Origin of the sequence: Clavibacter zhangzhiyongii, from assembly GCF_014775655.1 — a bacterium.
Classification (GTDB): Bacteria; Actinomycetota; Actinomycetes; order Actinomycetales; family Microbacteriaceae; genus Clavibacter; species Clavibacter zhangzhiyongii.
The window spans coordinates 609,253-628,797 of record NZ_CP061274.1 but is presented as its reverse complement, the minus strand read 5'-3'; the positions used below and the strand labels follow the sequence as shown (position 1 = coordinate 628,797).

The following is a 19,545-nucleotide window of genomic DNA, read 5'->3' as shown; positions in this document are numbered from 1 at the left end:
CGGCTCCCCCGCCTCGTAGCCTGGGGGGATGACCACCGCACCGAAGGTATTCGCCATCCACGAGAACCCCGAGTGGTTCGGGCCGTTCGCCGCCGCCCTCGACGCGCGCGGCGTGCCGTACGAGGAGTGGATCCTCACCGACGGCGTGCTCGAGATCGACGAGGCGCCGCCCGAGGGGATCTTCTGGTCGAGGATCAGCGCGTCGGCCCACACGCGCGACCACGCGCTCTCCAAGGACTACACGCGCGGGCTCATGTCGTGGCTGGAGGCGCACAGCCGCCGCACGGTCAACGGGCGCCGCACCATCGAGCTCGAGGTGAGCAAGGTCGACCAGCTCACGGCGCTCCGGGCCGCGGGCATCGAGGTGCCCCGGACGCGCGCCGTGATCGGCAGCCACCGCATCGTCGAGGCGGCCCGCGGCCTGCCGACGCCGTTCATCACCAAGCACAACCAGGGCGGCAAGGGCCTCGGCGTCCGCCGGTTCGACAGCGTCGAGGAGCTGGCCGCGTACGTGGAGGGGCCGGACTTCGAGGAGCCGCAGGACGGGATCACGCTGCTGCAGGAGTTCCTGGAGGCGGCGACGCCGCGGGTCACGCGGGTGGAGATCGTGGGCGGGGAGTTCGTCTACGCGATCCAGGCGGACACCGCGCGCGGCGGCTACCAGCTCTGCCCGGCGGACGCCTGCGCCATCGACCCGGCGACCGGCGCGCTCGTGATGCCGCCCGGCGCGACCATCGCGCAGCAGCCGGGCGACACGATCTTCTCGCTGCGGGAGGACGTCACCGCCGAGCACCCGCTCGTCGAGCGCTACGTCGCGTTCCTCGCGGGGCTCGGCGTCGAGGTGGCGGGCATCGAGTTCATCGAGACCGCGGACGGCCGGCTCGTGACCTACGACGTGAACACGAACACCAACTACAACGCGGGCGTCGAGGCGGTCGCGGAGCGCTCCGGCCCGGGCGCGGTCGCCGAGCTGCTGGAGCGCGTGCTGCGGGAGACGTACCCGGAGGCGTGATCCGCGCGGCCGGCTGAGTCGGACGGCGGGCGGACGCCGGGCGGCACCCGGCGGGATCAGGCCGCCGGGCCGCCGTCCTCGAGCGCGACGGCGGAGGTGGCGGCGCCCTGGTCCTCGGCGATCCGCGTGTGGTGGTGGATGACCTCCGCGACGATGAAGTTCAGGAACTTCTCCGCGAAGGCCGGGTCGAGCCGCGACTCCTCGGCGAGGGCGCGGAGGCGGAGGATCTGGCGGCGCTCGCGCTCGGGATCCGCCGCGGGCAGCCCGTGCGCGGCCTTGAGCCGGCCGACCGACTGCGTGAACTTGAACCGCTCGGCCAGCAGGTGGACGAGGGCGGCGTCGATGTTGTCGATGCTGCCGCGGATGTCGCCCAGCTCCTCGAGGGCGGCTCGGGCGTCGTCGTCGAGGGGCGCCCCTGCGGGGCCGGTGTTCTCAGGCATGGCACGACCCTACCGATCCGCGCCTGCATGACGGAGGCGGGCGTCCCCGATGGGGACGCCCGCCTCGGGCCGTGCGGGTGGATCAGTCGACGATGGAGATCGTCACGTCGATGTTGCCGCGCGTGGCGTTGGAGTACGGGCAGACCTGGTGGGCCGCGTCCGCGATCTCCTGGCGGCGCTCGGGCGCCACGTTCGGGAGGTACACGTCGAGCTCGACCGCGAGGCCGAAGCCGCCGGATCCGTTGTCGCCGATGGAGACGCTGGCCGAGACCTCGGCGTCCTTCGTGTCGACGCCGGCGTTCTTGCCGACGAGGTGGGTGGCGCCGAGGAAGCAGGCGCTGTACCCGGCGGCGAAGAGCTGCTCGGGGTTCGTGCCGTCGCCCGAGCCGCCCATCTCCTTGGGGGGACGGGTGTCGAAGTCGATGCGGTCGTCCTCGCTGCGGACGTGTCCGTCGCGTCCTCCGCCGGAGGCGTGCGCGATAGCGGTGTAGATGGGTTCCATGGATCCATCAGACCACGACCGAGCTGGGAGCGGCCGCCGTGGCGCGTGCACGTTCGCGGCACGGACGGTGGACCGCGGGCGAACGCGCGCGCCCGCCGTGGGACGCCCGGGCGCGTCACGCGCGTCAGGGCAGGAGTCCCGAGCGGTAGGCCCAGACCACCGTCTGCAGGCGGTCGCGCGTGCCGAGCTTGGTCATGATCCGGGTGAGATGCGACTTCACGGTGCTGGTCTCGATCACGAGCCGGCCGCCGATCTCGTCGTTGGAGAGGCCGTCGCCGAGGAGCCGCACGATGTCCTGCTCGCGCGGCGTGAGCACGTCGACGCCCGGGTGCACGGCGCTGGAGGCGCGGCGGCGCGTGAACTCGGCCATGACGCGGCGCGTGGTGACGCCGTCGAGCGCGGCCTGCCCGGCCGCGAGCGCGCGGACGGCGGCGATGAACTCGTCGGGCTCGGCGTCCTTGAGCACGAAGCCGCGGGCGCCGGCCTCGAGCGCGCCGAAGACGTACTCGTCGAGGTCGAAGGTGGTGGCGACGAGGACGGCGGGGGCGCGGTCGTCGGCGGGCGCGGGATCCGGTCGGGCGCCGTCGTCCGCCCCCGTGATGGCGCGGGTCGCCTCGATCCCGTCGCCGCCCGGCATGCGCACGTCCATCACCACCACGTCGGGCCGGAGCCGGCGCACGGTCGCCACGGCCTCGCGGCCGCCAGACGCCTCGCCGACCACCTCGATGCCGCCCGCCGTCTCCAGCACGACCCGGAAGCCGGCGCGCACGATGGACTGGTCGTCGACCAGCACCACGCGGATCACGCGGCGCCCTCCCGGCCGGCGGCGGGCTCCACCGGCAGCTCGAGGCGCACGCGCCAGGTGCCGGAAGCCGTGGGCCCGGCCTCGAGGCGGCCGCCGACGAGCGCGGCCCGCTCCCGCATGCCGACCAGGCCGTAGCCGGGCGCGGCGCCGGACGCGACGGCCGGGAGCGGGTTCTCGACCTCGATGGCGAGGCGCGCCGGCCGGGCGTCGATGGTGAGGGCGACGGCGGCTCCGGGCGCGTGCCGCCGCGCGTTCGCGAGCGACTCCTGCACCGTGCGGTACGCGGTCACGTCCGCGAGGGGCGCGAGGGCGGGGAGGTCGCCCGTGGTGCGCTCCTCCACCTCGGTGCCGGAGGCGCGCGCCGCCTCGAGGAGGTCGCCGACGTCCGCGAGGCCGGGGACCGGGTCGGTCCCGCCGCCCGCGCCGCCGGCGGGGCCGTCGTCGGTCTGGCGCAGGATCCCGACGATGGAGCGCAGCGCGTCGAGGGTCTCGCGCCCCTGCACCCGGATGCCGCGGAGGGAGTCCTTGGCGCGGTCGGGGTCGAGGTCCACCAGCCGCTCGGCCGCGCCCGCCTGCACGACGAGGGCCGTGAGGTGGTGCGCGGCCACGTCGTGCAGCTCGCGCGCCATGCGGGTGCGCTCGGCCGAGACCGCGGCCCGGGTGAGCGCGGCCTGGTGCTCGAGGGACTCCGCGGCGCGGGCCAGCGTGTCGCGGTCGTGGCGGCGGCGGAGGGCGACCCAGGAGCCGACGGCCGCGCTCGCGACGGCGATGAGGACGCCGCTGACGAGGATCGAGCTGGCCGAGACGACGGTGTCGACGCCGAGGCGGACGTCGACGGAGTCGGGGACGAGCAGGGCGCGGGCATGGCCGGTGGCCGCGATCACGGCGCCGACCGCCTCGATGCCGACGGCCGCGGCCACGACGCGGGACGCCGACGCGGCCGGGAGCACCGCCCCCACCGTGTAGGCCGCCACGACCGGGGCGGCGGCCCAGAAGCCGAACTCCGGCGGGAGCACCGCGATCAGGGCGGCCTGGAGCGCGGACACCGCCAGGAGCGTCGTCCGCGGGCGTCGGCGCCGGGCCGCGAGCGGCGCGCACTGGAGGAGGGCGAGGACCGCGATGACCGCGCCCTGCGCCGGGGACATGGTGCGCACGGTGCCGTCCGCCCAGATGAGCGTGGCGAGGACCCCGAGGAGCAGCACCGTCATGAGCGTCCAGCCGACCGCGGCGGCCGCGTCGCGTCCGTCGTCGGTGCGGATGCCGAGGCGGTCGAGGCCGCGCCGCACCCGGACCCCGAGGCCGGCGCCGGGGCGGGCGGGCGCGGGACGCACGGGCGGGACGGGCGCGCCGTCGACCGCGGCGGGCGCGGGCGTCGGGTCGGTCACGCTCCGAGCATGGCAGGCGCAGCGCCCGTCCCGGCCCCGCATCAGTAGCTCACGCTCGGCGACAGCAGCCGGAAGCCGACGGCGAACGCGGCGATCGCGACGAGGGCCACCACCACGAGCACGCGGCCCACGATGATCCACGCCCCGCGGCGACCGCGGATCGCCTGCCACGCGGCGAGCGCGGCGGGGATCACGGCGAGCGCCCCGAGGAGCTGCATGGCCTGGAGGACGCGGAGCTGCGACGCCGGGATGTCGACGAAGGAGATCGCCTGCACGGCGGCCGCGGTCCAGCCGAGGAGCGCCACGAGCGTCACGGCCTGGCCGATGCGCGAGAGCAGGTGCGCCCGGCTGCGGCGGGGGCGCGGGACGGCGGCGTCCGCGACGGCGTCGGCGGCCCGTCCGCGACGACGGCGGCCGATCCCGGCGATGGCGGTCGTCGGCCAGATCACGACCGAGACGACGAGCACGGCCACGGCGGCGAGGAGCCCCGGGATCGCGACGGATGCGGCCTGCCACGGCTCGGCGCGCAGGAGCGTGAAGGACGCGCCCCACGAGATCGCGTCGACCGGGCCGCCGTCGGCGGAGGCGCGGGTGGCGAGCAGGGCGTCGCCGCCGACCTCGCGCCACAGGTCGTCGCCGGCCTTCTCGTAGACGCCCGTGGTGACCCCGAGCGGCTTGGGCGTGACGGCGATGGTGCCGTCGGCGCGGGGCACGATCTCGGTCTGCCCGGTGAGGTTCAGCAGCGCGCCCGGGTTCGAGAAGGGCGAGCGGGAGGAGAGCCAGGTGCCGGCGAGCGCGGCGGCGGCCTCGGGGTCGCCGGTGGGCGCGGCGGCATCGGCGTCGGCGGATGCGGACGCGGAGGCGCCGTCGTCCGCGCGGAGGTAGCGGTCGGCGAAGCCCTGGAGCACGGTCGTCCGCAGCTCGAGCGTGTCGACGGCGTCGCGGCCGTTGCCGTTGAAGGTCACGAAGACGCCGGCGTCGCTGTCGGGGAACATGCGCATGGCCGAGTGGAAGACGTTGGTGTCGCCGTCGTGGCCGAAGGCGGGGACGCCCGGCGTGCTGTCGTCGAAGAAGCCGAGCGCCATGCGCTGGCCGGCGGCGAACGTGCCGAGCTGGTCGGCGCCGAGGGCCGGGCGGTGCATCTCGTCGAGGGTGGCGGGATCCAGCAGCGCCTGGCCGTCGGGCAGGTCGCCGAGGTGGCCGAGCATGAAGCGGGCCATGTCGGACGCCGTGGCCGAGAGCGCGCCGGCGGGCGCCGCGTTCACGACCTCCGTCGGGTACGAGGGCTGCGCGTCGTCGGGGTAGCCCCGGGCGAGGCGCGCGTCGAGGTCGGCGGGGAGGGGCTGCGCGAACGACGACGAGGTCATCCCGGCGCGGTCGAGCACCTCCTCCTGCACGAGGTCGACGAACGGCTTCCCGCCCACGCGCTCGGCGACGTAGCCGGCGAGGCTCGCGCCGTAGTTCGAGTAGGCGGGGGTCGTGCCGGGGACGAAGACCTGCGCGGGCGGATCCGTCCTCATCACGTCGCCGAGGTCGCGCTCGCTGCCGGCCACGCCGATGAGGCCCGTGATGACCTCCTCGAACCCGGCCGTGTGGGTGAGCAGGTGCCGCAGCGTGACGGCGCCCTTCGGGGTGTCGAGGTCGAAGTCGAGGTGCTGCTGCACGTCGGCGTCGAGGTCGAGGCGGCCCTCCTCGACGAGCTGCATGACGGCGGTGGCGGAGACCACCTTGGAGACGGAGCCGACGCGGAAGAGCGTGTCGTCCGGATCCACCGGGCGGGCCGGCGTGCCCTCCGTGCCGGTGTCGGCGAGGCCGTAGCCGCGGGTGGTGAGCACCTGCCCGTCGGCGACCACGGAGACGGCGGCGCCGGGGATGCCCGTGGTCGGCAGGGCGGAGCCGACGACGCCGTCGAGCCAGGTGTCGACGTCGGCCTTCGTGAGGTCGTGGCCGCCGGGCTGGTGCTGCGGCGGGGCGGGCGGGGGCGGATCCTGGGAGGGGGCGGCGGATCCCGCGGCACCGGCCGGCGCGGCGGCGCCGGCGGCGAGCGGGAGGGTCAGCGCGAGCGCGACGGCGCCGACGAGGGCGGCGAGGCGGCCGGATCGGCGGGGCCGGCGGGGGGCGGCGGGGCCGGGAGCGGCCGGCGGGAGGGGTGTCGTGTCCATGCATCCCACGCTCCCGGTCGCGGGCCGGCGGCGCAGGAGGCGGGAGTCGGCACCCGGCTTGCGACCTGAGTCGCAGGCGCGCGTCCGACCCGGCCGGGCAGGAGGAGGGAGCACGGGTGCATGCGACGCGCCCAGGGGGATCGGCGCGTCAGCCGCCCGCGACCAGCTCGACCTTGAAGCGCTCCGCGTCCTCGAGGAAGGCGGCCCGGTGCTCGGACCCGCCGGCGAACGGGTGCCGGTCGGCGTAGAGGCGCGACCAGCCGTGGTCCGGCGCCTCCTGCCAGAGGCGGTCGACGTCCGCGGCGGATCCCGCGTGGAACGCGAGGTGGCTGAGGCCCGCGCCGCGGCGGTCGTGAGGGAGGTCGCGTGGCGCCCGGGCGATCACGACGTAGGCGTCCCCGAGGCGGAGGGTCATGCCGTCGGACCAGCGCGCGTCCTCCGCGTAGCCGAGCTCGCCGAGGATCCAGCCCCAGGACGCCAGCGCGCGGTCGAGGTCGCGCACCTGCAGCTCGACGTGGTGCAGGGAGCCGCGGGCGGGCATCAGGCGCGGCCCCGGCGGGGCGCGCGCGGATGGGCGGGCTCGCGGGTCGCCGTCGCGGTCGCCGTCGCCGTCGCCGTCGCCGTGCATCGTCGCCGCATGATCCGCCCCTCGTCGCCTCCCCCGACGGTACCGGGCTCGCGGGGAGGCGCCTCCGCGGACGGGTTCCCGGCATGCGCCCCCGATGCACCGCCCGAGCGTCCCCGCGGGAGCCCGGGAGGACGTAAGGTGAGCCCGCCGCCCCGCATCGCGGGGCCGAACGACGTGCCGTCCGGATCCCGAGTCCCGTGCGCGGTCCCGCCCCGATGCCCGCACCGCCCACCCGCCGGTCGCGCCGCGCCGCTGCTCCCCGCAGCATCGGGTCCCCGCAGCCCGGTCGGCGACGTCGCCGCCCGCCGCCGCGGACGCACGCCGATGCGCACCACCGGAGGCATCACATCGTCCACATCCGCTGCTATCCCGCCGTCGACGCCGCCCGCGTCCACGCCGGGCCGTCCCCCGTGCCGTCCGACGACGCCGATCCCGGGGGCCGCACCTTCCTCGACTTCCAGGTCGTCGCGGAGGAGGCGGGGATCCACTCCGTCACCGTCACCTACGACCACGCCGAGGCGACCCCCCTCGCCCTCGGCTTCGCGCTCGACCGCGCCCAGATCCGCACCGTGCGCTACCCGCCGCTGCCGCCCGGCGCGACGAGGCGCACCATGTCCCTCGACGTCGACATGCGCCGCGGCCCTGCCGTGATCCGCGTCGCCGAGGGCGCGACGGGCACCCGCCTGCGCGTGCACTCGCTGCGCGTCACCGAGCAGGCGGCCGCGCAGGAGACCGCGACCGACGCCGGCCGCACCCCGCCGCGGCCGGGCCCTCCCCTGCAGACGGCCCTCCTGGGGTCACCCCGCCCGCGGGGCTAGCTCGGCGGCGTCCGGAACAGGACCGGGCGGCCCTCGTGAGCGGCGATGCGGGCGTCGAGGCGCGCGCGGACGGCGGGCCACTCGTCGGCGAGGATCGAGTGGATCGCGGCGTCGCGCCAGGTGCCGTCGGCGCGGAGCTGATCGCGGCGGCAGACGCCCTCGAACGTGGCGCCGAGCTTGAGGATGGCGGCGCGCGAGTGGGCGTTCCGCGCATCCGCCTGCAGCTTGACGCGGCCGAAGCCGGAGTCGAAGGCGAGCCCGAGGAGGAGCCGCTTCGCCTCCGCGTTGACGACCGTGCCCCAGACGCGCGGGTCGTACGCGGTCCAGCCGAGGTGCGCGCGCTCGCGGCGCACGTCGAGCTCGGTGAGGCTCGTGGTGCCGACGAGCTCGCCGTCGTGGGGGCCGCCGACGAGGATGACGGCGGTCGGCAGGTCGTCCCAGCGGAAGTAGGCGCGCGCCCACTCGTCGAAGGCGCGGGCGTCGGCGGGCAGGCCGGCCGGGCCGCCGCCGAAGCCGCCCGCGAAGACGGCGGGGTGCGCGATCGCCGAGCGGAGGGCCGGGAGGTGGTCGGTCGTGAGCGGGTCGAGCCGCACGTGGGTGCCGAGGAGGGAGGCGGGCGCGGGGACGGTGGCGGTCACCCGGCCAGCCTGGCAGACGCGCGGCCGGGACCCGCAGGTGTCGCGGGCCCCGGCCGGGCGGTGGATCCGATCAGCTGCCGGACGCGGGCGCGGGCGTCGTCGCGGGGGCATCACCGGACGGCGCGGGCGCGGGCGCGGGCGCGGGAGCGGCGGGAGCGGTCGCGCCGTCCTTCGTGCCGGGCGCGACGGGCGGGGTCGGCGGCGTGGGCGCCTTCCCGTCGGCGCCGACCGGCGGGGCGGGCGGCGCGCAGCCGTCGGCGGGCGGGGCCGGCGGCGTGGCCGGGGTCCCGTCGGCATCCGCGGGCGGGGTCGGCGGCGCGGGCACGGTGGCCGTGGATCCGTCCGCGTCCGTCGGCGGCGTCGGCGGGGCGGGCGGCGTGGCCGGGGTCCCGTCCGCGTCCGCGGGCGGCGCGGGCACGGTGGCCGTCGAGCCGTCCGCGTTCGTCGGCGGCGCGGGCGGCGTCGGCGGCGTGGATCCGTCCGGCAGCGCGGGCGGCGCCGGGCAGGTGGCGGTGGATCCGCTCGAGGACGCGGATCCACCCTGGCCCGACGCGTCGCCCCCGTTCCCGTCGGCGTACGCCGCCGAGGAGAACAGCGCGACGAGGCCGAGGGAGGCGCCCGCGATGCCGACGGCCATGCCGGTGCGGCGCTTCCGCGGGGCCGGGCGCCGCGCTCCGGGCTGGCTCTCGTAGACGGTGATGGTGTCGTCCATGGTGGTCCTTCCGTGTCCGCCGCGGCGCGGGTGCGCCGGCGGTCGTGGATCCAGGCTCCGCACCGGATCTGAAGTCCCGCTTAAGTTCCGCGCCCGGGCGGACATGCGGCCGGGATCGCCCATCCGCGCCTCCTAGGGTCGGCACATGCTCCCTCCCGCACGCGTCCTCGTGGTCGAGGACGACGAGGCCATCCGCGCCGCCGTCGTCGCGACCCTCACCGCCGAGCGCTTCGTCGTCCGCGGCCTCGCCTCCGGCGTGGAGCTCGAGGAGGAGGTCGCGGGGTTCCGCCCCGACCTCGTGGTGCTCGACTGGATGCTGCCCGGGCCGAGCGGCATCCGGCTGGCCGAGGGGATCCGCCGCTGGAGCGACGCGAGCGTCATCATGCTCACCGCGCGCGACGCCGTGGAGGACCGCCTGCGCGGCTTCGGCCAGGGCGTCGACGACTACATCGTGAAGCCGTTCGCGCTCGCGGAGCTCGTGGCGCGGGTCGGCGCTGTGCTGCGGCGGCGCGGGCGGATCGCGAGCGTGGTGGAGATCGGCGACCTGCTGGTGGATCCCGACGCCGGCCTCGCCCGCCGCGCCGGCGAGCCGCTCGACCTCACCTCCATCGAGTTCCAGCTCCTCGCCTACCTCGCCGCCCACCGCGGCCGCACGCTCTCGAAGACGCAGCTGCTCACGCAGGTGTGGGGCTACGACGACGCCGACCCGAACCTCGTCGAGGTCCACATCAGCGCGCTGCGCAAGAAGATGGAGGCGCACGGCCCGCGGCTCCTGCACACCGTGCGCGGGCTCGGCTACCGGGTGGAGGTGTGAGCGCGCTCGCCCGTGTGCGCGACCGGGGCCGCGATCGCGTCGGCGCTCGCGTGGGCGCGACCGCCCCGGACGCGCCGCTGCGCACCGGGTCCCTCCGCACCCGCACCGTCCTCGCCGTGCTCGCGCTCCTCGCGGTGCTGCTCGTGGCGCTGTCGCTCACGGTGCAGGCGATCCTCGGCGCGCAGCTGCGGCAGCAGATCCAGGACCGGCTGGCCGACCGCGCGTCCGCAGCCGCCGCGCTCGTGGGCGTGGTCGACGACGACGCGCTCGCCGAGCGGCTGAGCGCGCAGGGCGTGGCGGTGCGGATCACGAGCCCGGACGGCGGCGCGGTCTCGGCGCGACCCGGGCGGGATCCGCTCGGGGCGACGCTCCCCGGGCCGGACCCGCTCGGCACCGCGCCCGGCTCGGCGACCACCCCGGCCCCGGCGCCCGCCGCGCGCGCCGACGCCGTGACGGTCACCGCCAGCTCCGTCAGCTCGTCCGCCGACGGCATCACGCTCCGCTCCGACCTCAGCGACGGCACCGTGCTCGCGCTCTCCGCCGGCACCGGATCCGTGGACGACACGCTCGCCTCCCTCCGCGGGATCCTCGCGGGCGCGTCCCTGGCGTTCCTCGCGCTCGCGGCGGTCGCGCTCGTGCTCGTCGTGCGCCGGACGCTCCGGCCGCTCGAGGACATGACGGGCGTCGCCCGCTCCATCGGCCGCGGCGACCGCGGCCGCCGCCTCCGCCCGACGCGCCCCACCACCGAGCTCGGCCGCACCGCGGTCGCCTTCGACGAGATGCTCGACGACCTCGAGCACGCCGAGCGGCAGGCCCTCCAGGCCGAGGCCCGGATGCGCGCCTTCGTCGCCGACGCCGCGCACGAGCTGCGTACGCCCGTCGCCGGGATCCGCGCCTCCGCCGACGCCCTGGTGCGCGCGGATCCGGACGCCGAGGAGCGCGAGCGCCTGTCGGTGCACGTGGTGCGCGAGGCGATCCGCGCGGGCCGCCTGGTCGACGACATGCTCACGATGGCGCGGCTCGACGAGGGCCTCTCGGTGGAGGGCCGGCCGGTGCCCGTGCCGCCCGTGGTGGAGGCCGCGGTCGCGCAGCAGCGGTCCCGCACGCCGGGCACGCGCGTGGTGGCGGACGTGCGCGGCGCTCCCCCGGCGGTCCGCGCGGATCCCGACCGCCTCGCGCAGGTCCTCGACAACCTGCTGCAGAACGCCGCGCGCTACGCCCGCTCCGAGGTGCGCGTCGAGGCGGAGGCGGCCGACGCCGGCACCGTGCGGATCACCGTCGCCGACGACGGCCCGGGCGTCCCCGACGCTGACCGCGAGCGGATCTTCGACCGCCTCGTCCGCCTCGACGACGGCCGCGACCGCCACGTCGGCGGCGCGGGCCTCGGCCTCCCCATCGCCCGCGCGCTCGCCCGCGCCCAGGGCGGCGACCTCGTGTGCCTGCCCTCCGCGCCGGGTGCGGGCGCGCGCTTCCGTCTGACGCTGCCGGTGGCGGATGCGGGCTGACGCGTCCGCCCGCCCCGGCCACCCCGGCCTACGCTGACGACATGAGCACCGACGCCCACGCCCACGCCCCGCGCACCCTGTCCGACCACCGGCCGGAGGACGCGGAGGACCTGACCATCGAGGTGCCGGCGGCGCGGCTGTCGGCCGTGCGCGTGCCGGCCCGCACCGGGGATCCGGCGACCGCGCCCGTCGCGCTGCTCGTGCCGGGCTTCACGGGGTCGAAGGAGGACTTCCTCCCCGTCATGGGCCCGCTCGCCGACCGCGGCTTCACCGCGGTGGCGTTCTCGCAGCGCGGGCAGTGGGGATCCACCGGCCCCGGCCAGGCGGAGCCGCCCGTCGACGCGAGCGGCTACGAGCTCGAGACCCTCGGCCAGGACGTGCACCACGTGATCGACGCGCTCGCGGGCCGCGGCGGATCCGGCGGCCGTCACGTCGCGACCGACGCCGCCCCCGCCGCCCCGCTCGGCCCCGTGCACCTCCTCGGCCACAGCTTCGGCGGCGTCGTGGGGCTCCAGGCCCTGCTCAGCGACCCGGGCCGCTTCGCCAGCTACACCCACTGGAACTCGGGCCCCCGCAGCCGGGCCGACCGATCCGAGCAGATCGCCGCCGTCCGCGCGTCCGGCAGCGCCGGGCTGTGGCCGCTGTGGTTCCTGCCCGAGCAGCTCGACGGCGACGACCCCGAGGTGGAGTGGTTCCGCACGCGCCTGTTCGGCACGGCGTCGGCGCAGCTCCTCGGCGCGCTCGAGATCATGCAGGCGCAGACCGACCGCGTCGACGACCTGCGCGCCACCGGCATCCCGGTGCTCGTGTCGCACGGCGACGCGGACGACGCCTGGCCGCAGGACTGGCAGCGCGACATGGCCGAGCGGGCCGGCGCGCGCTACGAGGTGGTCGCGGACGCCGGCCACTCCGCGCAGGTCGACCAGCCGCAGGCGAGCGCGGACATCCTCGCGGGCTTCTGGCGGAGCGCGGCGCCCGCGGCCTGATCGGTCGGCGGCGGGACCGCGCGCGTCAGGACAGCCGGCCGGTGTCCTCCTGGAACCAGCGGATCAGCTCGCGGAGCGCCGGCCGGATGGCGTCGTCCGGGCGCTCGCCCTCCAGGTCGTCGAAGGTGTCACGGTAGCCGGGGATCCGCTCGGCCACGCGGGCGTCGTACTTCGCCATCCCCATCGTCCAGTCGGGGAACTGCCGCTCGGTGATCCGCTCCTCCATCAGCGTGGCGATCCGGCCGTGCCGGTCGTCCGCGAGGATCGCGGCCATGCGCTCCCGCACGTCGGCCTCCTCCCCCTCGATGAGCTGGAGGAAGCGCCCCTGCCGATGCACGAGGAGGCCCGTGAGCCCGTGCGCCGCGTTGGTCGCGCGGCTCTGCGCGAGGAGCTGCGCGAGGTCGACGTCGTCGAAGGACCGCTCGGCGGTGCTGGAGTAGACGATGGAGAGCATGGGGTCCTTCCGCGTGCGCGGGGCCGCGCGTCGTGGGGCGGGACCGGATCCCGCCGCCCCTCCAGCCTGGTCCTCCGTCGCGGCGGCGGCCAGGACGGACCGGCATCCGTCGCCCGGCGGATGCCGTCGGCCCCGCGCCGCCGATAGCGTCCGGCCATGATCATCTGGCTGAACGGGACCCACGGTGTGGGCAAGACGACGACGAGCCGCCTGGTGCAGGAGCGGATCCCCGACAGCCGCGTCCTCGACGCCGAGAAGGTCGGCGAGGTGCTCATGGACATCCGCCCGGGCCTGCCGGCGACGGATGACTTCCAGCACTGGGCGCCGTGGCGGCCGCTCGTCGTCGAGACCGCGCGCCGCGTGCTCGAGTACGCCGGCGGCACGCTCGTGATGCCCATGACGGTGCTGGTCGAGGCGTACTGGCGCGAGATCGGCGGCGGCCTCGCCGCGCACGGCATCCCGGTCCGCCACTTCGTGCTGCACGCGGACACGGCGACGCTCCGCGATCGGATCCAGCACGATGCGGACCTCGGCCCGTCCGCCTTCCGCTTCTCCCGCGTCGAGCCCTACGCGGAGGCCGCCCGCACCTGGCTGCACGCCGAGGCCGAGGTGGTCGACACGTCGCGCATCACGCCGGTCGAGGCGGCGGACCGCATCGCGGCGTCCGTCCGCGGCTGACCCCCGCGTCCGGATCCGGATCCGGGTCCGCCGCCCGCACGGCCGCGACCCGTCAAGCGGTCGGCATGCCCATCTGCGGGGCCAGTCCGACCGGCCGCGGGATCACGAGCCCCACGTCGACCACCTCGCGGTCGCCGAGCGGCGCCGCGAGGGCGACGGTGGACGGCGTGGCGGGGTTGCCCTGGCATGTCGCTCCCGCGTTCCGAGGCCGGACGGCGAAGGCGACCTCCACCCGGTCGGCGGTCTCCTCGAGCACGAGGAGCTGGACGCGACCCGCCGCGTCCTCGCCGGAGTTGCAGGCGTGCTCGTCGATGAGGAACGTGATCCGGTCGGACGACGGATCCGGCAGCGCCTCGAAGGAGACCGTGGCCACGTCGAGCTCCGCGTAGTCCAGCCGGAGCGCGCACGGCGATGCCGACCACTCCATCCACCGGGGCTGCTCGCCCGCCTCCTCGACGCGCTTGGCGGCGACGTACTCGTGGTCCGGCGGGATCTCGCCGTTCCCCATCTCGTACGGCTCCGTCACCGCCCGCATGATCTCGATGTCGGTCGCCGAGGACGCCAGCACGAACCAGCCGTCCTCCGCCCGGTAGCCGGGATGGCCCTCCAGCCCCCGCGTCGTCTCGGCGAGCGCGGCGGCGCCCTCGGCGCCGAGGCTGCTGAACGGGCGGCGCTCCGCGAACGCGGCGGGGTCGACCGGGCGGACGTTGCAGTCGTATCCCGTGACATCGGCCGGCATCGGCACCGCCACCGGCTCACCACCGGACGCGCTGGCGGGCGGCGCGGAGGACGCCCGCGTCCCCGCCTGGTCGGCGGCGGGCGCACAGCCCGCGAGGAGGGCGAGCGCCACGAGGGCGGTGGGGACGAGCGGTGAGCGGCGCATGCGGATCCCTCGCGGTCGGGTGCCCTCAGCGTGGAGCACGCGCCGCCCGTCCACCACCCCGCATCTCGGGGTCAGCGGCGGATCAGGCCCGGTCGTGCAGCGTCACGTGGTAGCCGTCGGGGTCCGCGAAGGTGAAGGTGCGGCCGAACGGGCCGTCGATCGGCGCGGCGACGATGGTGCGGCCGTCCGCGTCGAGCGCGTCGTGGATCGCCTGCACGTCGGTCGCGTGGAGCCAGAGGGCCGCGCCGATGCCGGGCTGCGCGGTGCCCGCGACGTCGGTGCCGGGCACCACGTCGCGGAGCGCGAACGCGATGGGCGTCGTGGTGAAGACGACGGCGTGCGGGGGTCCGGCGGGTGAGCGGACCAGGCCGAGGTACCGCTCGTAGAAGACGCGCGAGGCGTCGAGGTCGGTGACCTGGAGCGAGATGAAGTCGGGGCCGGTGACGGGCATGATGTCTTCTCGTGTCGATGTCAGATGCCTGACATATAGGAGCGTATGTCAGAATGCTGACATGAGTCGAGGCGACGACGGCATCGACCTCCCGACCTCGCTCGGCTACCTCCTCAAGGAGGCGGCCAGCGCCCTGCGGCAGGCGATGGAGGAGGCGCTGCGGCCCCTCGGCATGACGATCACGCACTACTCGTGTCTGGAGCTCCTCGCTCAGCGCCCCGGATCCTCGAACTCCGACCTCGCCCGCGGCGCCTTCGTGACGCGCCAGTCGATGAACGTGCTGCTGCAGACCCTCGAGCGCGACGGGATCGTCACCCGCCCCGCCGAGGAGGCCGTCGGCCGGGTGCAGCCGACGCGGCTCACCGCGACGGGCCGTCGGCAGCTGGCGAAGGCCAGCGCGGCCGTGCGCGCGGTGGAGCTCCGGATGCTCGGCGATCTCAGCGAGGCCGACCGGGAGGCGGCGACGCGGATCCTGCGCGTCATGGTGCGGTCGCTGCGCGACGGCGGCGCGTGATCCGCGGCGTCGGCACCCCACCGGCTCAGGCTGCCGAGGCCGCCTCGACCGCGCGCCGGTAGAGGAGCCCCTGGCGCACCGCCGTCACGAGCATCGCGCCGGTCACCACCACGAGCAGCAGCGGGAGTCCGACGCGCATCGCCACGAACACCGTCTCGAACAGGAAGGCGCCGACGAAGCGCGCGCCCTGCATCTCCCAGAGGCCGGGGGTGAGGTACCACTCGTCCGGCGAGAGCAGCAGCCGGACGCTCGAGTCATCCATCGACAGCAGGGCGAACACGACCACGAGCAGCGGCAGGAGCACCGCCGCGTTCACGTCGAGCGCGCGCTTGTACCGCTGCGCCCGCGACTGGGCGTCGGAGAAGATGTGGGCGTCCGCATCCGCCGTCGTCGACGCGAAGTGCTGGGTGCCGCTCGTGCGACTGCCGCTGATGTGCCGCCAGCCCGCGTCGGCGAAGAGCTGCACGTAGTCGGCGAAGTCGGCGGCGCTCATGCGGGGCCGGTAGTCGATCCGGACGACGGCGGACCCGGGTTCGATGTCCGTGGAGGAGTAGACGAACCCCCGCTTCCGCATCAGCCGCCCCTCGGCCGCCCTCCGGTCGAGCCAGCGCTCCTCCCTGTCGAAGTCGACGAAGAACCTGATCTCCATGGTCATGCCTTCCTGCTCCCCCGGCCGCTCTCGTGCAGCCGCACGAGGTGGGCCATCCGCTCGGCGTCCTGCGCGAGCACCTCGGATCCCCTGTCGGTGATGAGGTAGACCTTGCGGCGCGGGTCCTCGCTCGCCACCCGCGTGATGAGCCGCTGCTTCACGAGCGTGTCGAGCGCGCCGTAGAGCGTCCCCGGCGCCAGTCGCACGGCGCCCTCGCTCATCTCCTCGACGCGCGCCATGATCGCGTAGCCGTGCGCCGGCTCGCGCAGCGCGAGCAGGATGCAGGCCACCGTCTCGGTGAGCGGCAGCAGCGGGTCGCGGGTCACGTCGGCCTCCTCATATCGTCCGACTGTACAGTCGGACGATATACAGCGCAACGACATGGTCGACGCGGGGGCGTCTACCGCTCGACGACCAGCCGCCGCAGCTCCGCTGACGACACGTACCCGAAGCGGTGCAGCTCGCGCCACGCCGCCACGTACTGCTCCTGGCCCATGTCGAGGTCGGCCTGCAGCCGCTCGCGGTTCATCGTGCGGGCGTCCGCGCGGCTGAGGAAGCGCGCGAGGTCCGACGCGTCCGTGCCGAGGCGGGCGTCGTCGGCCCAGCCGTCGTGGATCAGGGTCAGGCCTCGAGGAGGTCGTGCAGCACGACGACCTGCTCGCGCTCCGGGCCCACGCCGACGGCCGAGATGCGCGCACCGCTCATGCGCTCGATGGCCATCACGTAGTCCTGCGCGTTCTTCGGCAGGTCGGCGAAGGTGCGGCAGCCCGTGATGTCCTCCTGCCAGCCCGGCAGCTCCTCGTAGATGGGCGTCGCGTGGTGGAAGTCGGACTGCGAGACGGGCACCTCGTCGTGGCGCACGCCGTCGACGTCGTACGCGACGCAGACGGGGATGGTGGCGAGGCCGGAGAGCACGTCGAGCTTGGTGAGCACGAAGTCGGTGACGCCGTTGATGCGCGCCGTGTAGCGCGCGATGGGCGCGTCGTACCAGCCGCAGCGGCGCGGGCGGCCGGTGGTGGTGCCGAACTCGAAGCCCTTGGCGCGCAGGTACTCGCCCGACTCGTCGTGCAGCTCCGTGGGGAACGGGCCCGCGCCGACGCGCGTCGTGTACGCCTTGACGACCGCGATGATCCGCTCGAGGCGGTTGGGCGCGACGCCCGAGCCCGTGGCGGCGCCGCCGGACGTGGCGGACGACGACGTGACGAACGGGTACGTGCCGTGGTCGATGTCGAGCATGGTGGCCTGGCCGGCCTCGAACAGCACGGTCTTGCCCTCGTCGAGCGCGGTGTTCAGCTCGAGCGACGCGTCGCCGACCATGGGGCGCAGGCGCTCGACGTAGGAGAGGAGGCTCTCGACGATCTCCTCGGCCGAGATGGCGCGGCGGTTGTAGATCTTCACGAGCATGTGGTTCTTGGCGTCGAGGGCCGCCTCCACCTTCTGGCGCAGAATGTTCTCGTCGAAGAGGTCCTGGATCCGGATGCCGACGCGGTTGATCTTGTCGGCGTACGTGGGCCCGATGCCGCGGCCGGTGGTGCCGATCTGGCGCTTGCCGAGGAAGCGCTCCGTCACCTTGTCGATGGTGCGGTGGTAGTGCGTGATGACGTGCGCGTTGGCGCTGACGCGGAGGCGCGAGACGTCGACGCCGCGGGCGGCGAGCGCGTCGAGCTCGTGGAACAGCACCTCGATGTCGACCACGACGCCGTTGCCGATGACCGGCACGACGCCCGGCGTGAGGATGCCCGACGGCAGCAGGTGCAGCGCGTACTTCTCGTCGCCGACGACGACCGTGTGGCCGGCGTTGTTGCCGCCGTTGAACTTCACGACGTAGTCGACGCGGCTGCCGAGGAGGTCGGTCGCGCGTCCCTTGCCCTCGTCACCCCACTGGGCTCCGATGATCACTACTGCGGGCATGGCTCACTCCTCGTCGGGGGCGGGTCGGTCGGGTCGGGCTCGGGTGGCGTGCGGTGGTGCGGGCGAAGCGGTGGTGCGGGGTGGGTCAGTCCTGGCCGCGGATGACGATGGCCTCGGTGGGCGGCAGCGCGCCCTTCGTGGCGGCCTCGATGTGGCCGGCGGCCGTCGGATCCGCGTCGCGCAGGAAGGCGGTGAGTCGCGAGACCTCGTCCTCCTCGCCGATGGCGGCGGCCGCCCGGCGGAGGGCGTAGAGGGAGCGGAGGACGCCGCGGTTCGGCTCGTGGCTCCACGGCACGGGGCCCTGGCCCTTCCAGCCGGACTTCCGCAGCGAGTCGAGGCCGCGGTGGTAGCCGACGCGGGCGAAGGCGTACGAGGCGATGCGGTCGCCCTGGACGAAGGCCGAGTCGGCGAGCAGCGCCCAGACGAGCGACGAATGCGGGTGGTCGGCCGCGATGGCGCCGAGGGTGTCGTGATCGCCGTCGGCGTTCGCGATGCGGGCGGCGACCTCGGGCTCGTCGGCCAGGCGCGTCTCGGGGACGCCGAGCAGGTTCTCTCCAGTCACACTCGATCCTACCGCGAGGGTGCCGCGGGTCCCCCGGAGGGCCGGATCCCGCGCTCGACGTCTGCGGGCGGCCCCGGGGTGGGGATCCGGGATCCGCCGTCCGGGCATGCGGACCGCGCGCGCGACGTTGGCCCGGGGTACCGACGAGAGGACATCCCCATGACGACCTGGTTCATCACCGGAGCATCCAAGGGCTTCGGCCGCGAGTGGGCGGAGGCGGCGCTGGAGCGCGGCGACCGCGTCGCCGCGACGGCCCGCGACATCACCACGCTCGACGCGCTGGTCGAGCGGCACGGCGACGCCGTGCTCCCCCTCCGGCTCGACGTCACCGACCGGGAGGCCGGCATCGCCGCCGTGCAGCAGGCCGCGGAGCGCTTCGGCACGCTCGACGTCGTCGTCAACAACGCGGGCTTCGGCCAGTTCGGCGCCATCGAGGAGCTCACCGAGGACGAGGTGCGCGGCCAGTTCGAGGCGAACGTGTTCGGGGCGCTGTGGATCACCCAGGCCGCGGTCAAGATCATGCGCGCGCAGGGGTCCGGGCACATCGTGCAGGTGTCGAGCATCGGCGGCATCAGCGCGTTCACCAACACCGGGATCTACCACGCCTCCAAGTGGGCGCTCGAGGGGTTCAGCCAGTCGCTGGCGCTCGAGGTCGCGGAGTTCGGCATCCACGTGACGCTCGTGGAGCCCGCCGGCTACAGCACCGACTGGTCGGGCCCGTCGGCGAAGCGCGCCGAGCCGATCGCGGCATACGACGGCATGCGCCAGCGCCGCGCCGAGGGCTACACGCGGGTCACGCCCGGTGACCCGACGGCGACGCGCGACGCGATCCTCGCCGTCGTCGACGCGGAGGAGCCGCCGCTGCGGATCCTCCTCGGCGACGGGCCGCTCGCCATCGCCGAGAAGGACTACGCGTCGCGCCTGGAGACGTGGCGCGCGTGGGAGGACGTGTCCGTCGCGGCGCACGGGAAGAAGGACGCGACCGGCAGCTAGCCGCGAGGGCGGGAGCCCGCGGGCGCCGATCTCGGCGGGCCCG

At 75.5% G+C, this 19,545-nt stretch carries 24 protein-coding genes; 8 read left to right on the top strand and 16 right to left on the bottom strand.

Going from position 1 to position 19,545, the window contains the following annotated elements:
• Positions 1–28 precede the first annotated feature (28 nt).
• The gene (locus H9X71_RS03195; RefSeq protein ID WP_191148294.1) at positions 29–1,012 is read left to right on the top strand and encodes an ATP-grasp domain-containing protein; all 984 of its coding nucleotides are present in this window, start codon (positions 29–31) and stop codon (positions 1,010–1,012) included.
• 56 nt (positions 1,013–1,068) lie between these two features.
• Here the strand turns inward: H9X71_RS03195 and H9X71_RS03190 are convergent, their stop codons facing one another.
• From H9X71_RS03190 to H9X71_RS03165, 6 genes are all read right to left on the bottom strand, one after another.
• A complete protein-coding gene (locus H9X71_RS03190; protein WP_191148293.1) occupies positions 1,069–1,452 on the bottom strand; it encodes a chorismate mutase in 384 nt (127 codons plus the stop codon).
• Between the two features lie 82 nt (positions 1,453–1,534).
• Positions 1,535–1,954 (bottom strand): organic hydroperoxide resistance protein, encoded by a 420-nt coding sequence (locus tag H9X71_RS03185; RefSeq protein WP_191148292.1) that lies wholly within the window; start codon positions 1,952–1,954, stop codon positions 1,535–1,537.
• Positions 1,955–2,078: 124 nt separating this feature from the next.
• On the bottom strand, positions 2,079–2,759 hold the full coding sequence (locus H9X71_RS03180) for a response regulator (RefSeq protein WP_191148291.1): 681 nt from the start codon (positions 2,757–2,759) through the stop codon (positions 2,079–2,081).
• Positions 2,756–4,144, bottom strand: coding sequence for a sensor histidine kinase (locus H9X71_RS03175; protein WP_244961740.1), 1,389 nt, complete (start codon positions 4,142–4,144; stop codon positions 2,756–2,758). Before H9X71_RS03175 ends, H9X71_RS03180 begins: the two co-directional genes overlap by 4 nt.
• A 41-nt stretch (positions 4,145–4,185) precedes the next feature.
• Positions 4,186–6,306, bottom strand: coding sequence for a serine hydrolase domain-containing protein (locus H9X71_RS03170; RefSeq protein WP_191148289.1), 2,121 nt, complete (start codon positions 6,304–6,306; stop codon positions 4,186–4,188).
• A 148-nt stretch (positions 6,307–6,454) separates the two neighbouring features.
• Positions 6,455–6,847: a VOC family protein gene (locus H9X71_RS03165; protein ID WP_191148288.1), complete on the bottom strand. Its 393-nt coding sequence runs from the start codon at positions 6,845–6,847 to the stop codon at positions 6,455–6,457.
• A 497-nt stretch (positions 6,848–7,344) separates the two neighbouring features.
• Between H9X71_RS03165 and H9X71_RS03160 the strand changes: the two genes are divergently transcribed.
• A complete protein-coding gene (locus H9X71_RS03160; RefSeq protein WP_244961738.1) occupies positions 7,345–7,752 on the top strand; it encodes a hypothetical protein in 408 nt (135 codons plus the stop codon).
• On the opposite strand, the gene H9X71_RS03155 is transcribed toward H9X71_RS03160, so the two are convergent.
• Together H9X71_RS03155 and H9X71_RS14820 are read right to left on the bottom strand one after the other, a co-directional pair.
• Complete coding sequence (locus H9X71_RS03155; RefSeq protein WP_191148287.1) at positions 7,749–8,390, bottom strand: GNAT family N-acetyltransferase; 642 nt, start codon at positions 8,388–8,390, stop codon at positions 7,749–7,751. The two genes, H9X71_RS03160 and H9X71_RS03155, sit on opposite strands and share 4 nt — an antisense overlap.
• 70 nt (positions 8,391–8,460) lie before the next feature.
• Complete coding sequence (locus H9X71_RS14820; protein ID WP_213003977.1) at positions 8,461–9,102, bottom strand: hypothetical protein; 642 nt, start codon at positions 9,100–9,102, stop codon at positions 8,461–8,463.
• 145 nt (positions 9,103–9,247) lie between these two features.
• Between H9X71_RS14820 and H9X71_RS03145 the strand changes: the two genes are divergently transcribed.
• The 3 genes from H9X71_RS03145 to H9X71_RS03135 are packed head-to-tail and all read left to right on the top strand — an operon-like array spanning position 9,248 to position 12,407.
• Positions 9,248–9,916: a response regulator transcription factor gene (locus H9X71_RS03145; protein ID WP_191148286.1), complete on the top strand. Its 669-nt coding sequence runs from the start codon at positions 9,248–9,250 to the stop codon at positions 9,914–9,916.
• A gap of 50 nt (positions 9,917–9,966) precedes the next feature.
• Positions 9,967–11,421 carry a sensor histidine kinase gene (locus H9X71_RS03140; RefSeq protein WP_244961737.1) on the top strand — a complete coding sequence of 485 codons (1,455 nt, stop codon included), beginning with the start codon at positions 9,967–9,969 and terminating at the stop codon, positions 11,419–11,421.
• A 41-nt stretch (positions 11,422–11,462) separates the two neighbouring features.
• Positions 11,463–12,407, top strand: coding sequence for an alpha/beta fold hydrolase (locus tag H9X71_RS03135; protein ID WP_191148285.1), 945 nt, complete (start codon positions 11,463–11,465; stop codon positions 12,405–12,407).
• A 25-nt stretch (positions 12,408–12,432) separates the two neighbouring features.
• On the opposite strand, the gene H9X71_RS03130 is transcribed toward H9X71_RS03135, so the two are convergent.
• Positions 12,433–12,861 (bottom strand): BLUF domain-containing protein, encoded by a 429-nt coding sequence (locus H9X71_RS03130; RefSeq protein WP_191148284.1) that lies wholly within the window; start codon positions 12,859–12,861, stop codon positions 12,433–12,435.
• A gap of 156 nt (positions 12,862–13,017) precedes the next feature.
• On the opposite strand from H9X71_RS03130, the gene H9X71_RS03125 reads away from it, so the two are divergent.
• Entirely contained in the window at positions 13,018–13,539 is a 522-nt protein-coding gene (locus H9X71_RS03125; protein ID WP_191148283.1) for an AAA family ATPase, read from the top strand.
• Between the two features lie 52 nt (positions 13,540–13,591).
• Here H9X71_RS03125 and H9X71_RS03120 read toward each other — a convergent pair whose 3' ends face one another.
• Positions 13,592–14,422 (bottom strand): hypothetical protein, encoded by an 831-nt coding sequence (locus H9X71_RS03120; protein ID WP_191148282.1) that lies wholly within the window; start codon positions 14,420–14,422, stop codon positions 13,592–13,594.
• An 82-nt stretch (positions 14,423–14,504) separates the two neighbouring features.
• A complete protein-coding gene (locus H9X71_RS03115) occupies positions 14,505–14,873 on the bottom strand; it encodes a VOC family protein (protein WP_191148281.1) in 369 nt (122 codons plus the stop codon).
• Between the two features lie 61 nt (positions 14,874–14,934).
• Here H9X71_RS03115 and H9X71_RS03110 point away from each other — a divergent pair, with 61 nt between their 5' ends.
• Positions 14,935–15,387, top strand: coding sequence for a MarR family winged helix-turn-helix transcriptional regulator (locus H9X71_RS03110; RefSeq protein WP_191148280.1), 453 nt, complete (start codon positions 14,935–14,937; stop codon positions 15,385–15,387).
• Between the two features lie 25 nt (positions 15,388–15,412).
• On the opposite strand, the gene H9X71_RS03105 is transcribed toward H9X71_RS03110, so the two are convergent.
• From H9X71_RS03105 to H9X71_RS03090, 5 genes are all read right to left on the bottom strand, one after another.
• Positions 15,413–16,042 carry a DUF2812 domain-containing protein gene (locus H9X71_RS03105; RefSeq protein WP_191148279.1) on the bottom strand — a complete coding sequence of 210 codons (630 nt, stop codon included), beginning with the start codon at positions 16,040–16,042 and terminating at the stop codon, positions 15,413–15,415.
• Positions 16,039–16,362, bottom strand: a complete 324-nt coding sequence (locus H9X71_RS03100) for a PadR family transcriptional regulator (protein ID WP_191148278.1) — start codon at positions 16,360–16,362, stop codon at positions 16,039–16,041. The genes H9X71_RS03105 and H9X71_RS03100 overlap by 4 nt, the downstream gene beginning before the upstream one ends.
• Before the next feature lie 74 nt (positions 16,363–16,436).
• Entirely contained in the window at positions 16,437–16,565 is a 129-nt protein-coding gene (locus H9X71_RS15015; RefSeq protein ID WP_011931910.1) for a hypothetical protein, read from the bottom strand.
• Positions 16,566–16,657: 92 nt separating this feature from the next.
• On the bottom strand, positions 16,658–17,947 hold the full coding sequence (locus H9X71_RS03095; protein WP_191148277.1) for an adenylosuccinate synthase: 1,290 nt from the start codon (positions 17,945–17,947) through the stop codon (positions 16,658–16,660).
• An 85-nt stretch (positions 17,948–18,032) separates the two neighbouring features.
• Complete coding sequence (locus H9X71_RS03090; protein WP_191148276.1) at positions 18,033–18,509, bottom strand: DUF3151 domain-containing protein; 477 nt, start codon at positions 18,507–18,509, stop codon at positions 18,033–18,035.
• A 159-nt stretch (positions 18,510–18,668) separates the two neighbouring features.
• Between H9X71_RS03090 and H9X71_RS03085 the strand changes: the two genes are divergently transcribed.
• Entirely contained in the window at positions 18,669–19,502 is an 834-nt protein-coding gene (locus H9X71_RS03085; RefSeq protein ID WP_191148275.1) for an SDR family oxidoreductase, read from the top strand.
• Positions 19,503–19,545 lie beyond the last annotated feature (43 nt).